Here is a 219-nt window from a genome sequence, read left to right as displayed (position 1 = left end):
TTACAGCAGGAACCACCGGCACAATCACGGGCTTGGTACAAGGTGAAACGTGTACGGTCACGGAGACCGCCATCACGGGTGGCGTCTTAGCTGGCGGTTATACCTTCGGTGCAACAAGTGCAGCGGTGATTAGTTTAAATAGCAGCACAGCGATCAGTGCATCACAAGCGGTAACGATCACGAATCCTTTGACTGCCCCGAATGCAGCACAACTGAATA

Annotated in this window: 1 protein-coding gene; it reads left to right on the top strand. The window is 52.5% G+C overall.

The window, feature by feature from the left end; all coding sequences use genetic code 11:
* A partial coding sequence (locus tag KDM90_RS17770) for a hypothetical protein (protein ID WP_212676960.1) occupies nt 1-219 on the top strand: 219 nt, incomplete at both ends.

The sequence above is a fragment of the Affinundibacterium fentianense genome, from assembly GCF_018139545.1.
Taxonomy (GTDB): Bacteria; Pseudomonadota; Gammaproteobacteria; order Burkholderiales; family Burkholderiaceae_D; genus Undibacterium; species Undibacterium fentianense.
The sequence above is the reverse complement of the archived record's forward strand: the minus strand, read 5'-3'. Positions and strand labels throughout refer to the sequence as shown.